1 protein-coding gene is annotated in these 425 nt (G+C 70.1%); it reads right to left on the reverse strand.

Features of this window, described 5'->3' with window-relative positions:
* On the reverse strand, positions 1 to 425 hold a 425-nt coding region (locus BKE38_RS30170), incomplete at both ends, for a FliM/FliN family flagellar motor switch protein (RefSeq protein ID WP_207553747.1).

Genomic DNA, 425 nt, shown 5'->3' on the forward strand with positions numbered 1-425 from the left:
CGACGCGCAGCACGACGCGCTCGTCCTTGGCGGCGATCACGGCGCGGCAGACCATCAGCCCCTGGCAGAAGACCTCGATCGGGTCCTCCTGCCGGCGGTCCAGCACCAGCACCGAGCCGGGCTGCCAGGCGGCGAGCTCGGAGAAGGGCACGGTGCGGCTTTCGACCACCGCCGTCAGCTCGACCGAGGCGCGTGGCAGCTCCTCTGCCAGGTGGCTGCGCCAGATGGTGTCGCCGCCCTGCTTCTTGCCCAGCACCTCCTGGCTGAGCAGGTCGCGCACCGGCTCCAGCGAGGCATAGGGCAGCAGGAAATCGATGAAGCCGCCGCGGCCTTCCATGGTGATCTCGGCACGGAAGGTCAGCGCCGCCGCGGTGGGCTTGGTGATCAGCGCATAGCTCGGCGTGATCTCGAAGCGCTCGAGGCGG

It is taken from the genome of Teichococcus deserti (genome assembly GCF_001982615.1).
In the GTDB taxonomy this organism is placed as follows: domain Bacteria; phylum Pseudomonadota; class Alphaproteobacteria; order Acetobacterales; family Acetobacteraceae; genus Pseudoroseomonas; species Pseudoroseomonas deserti.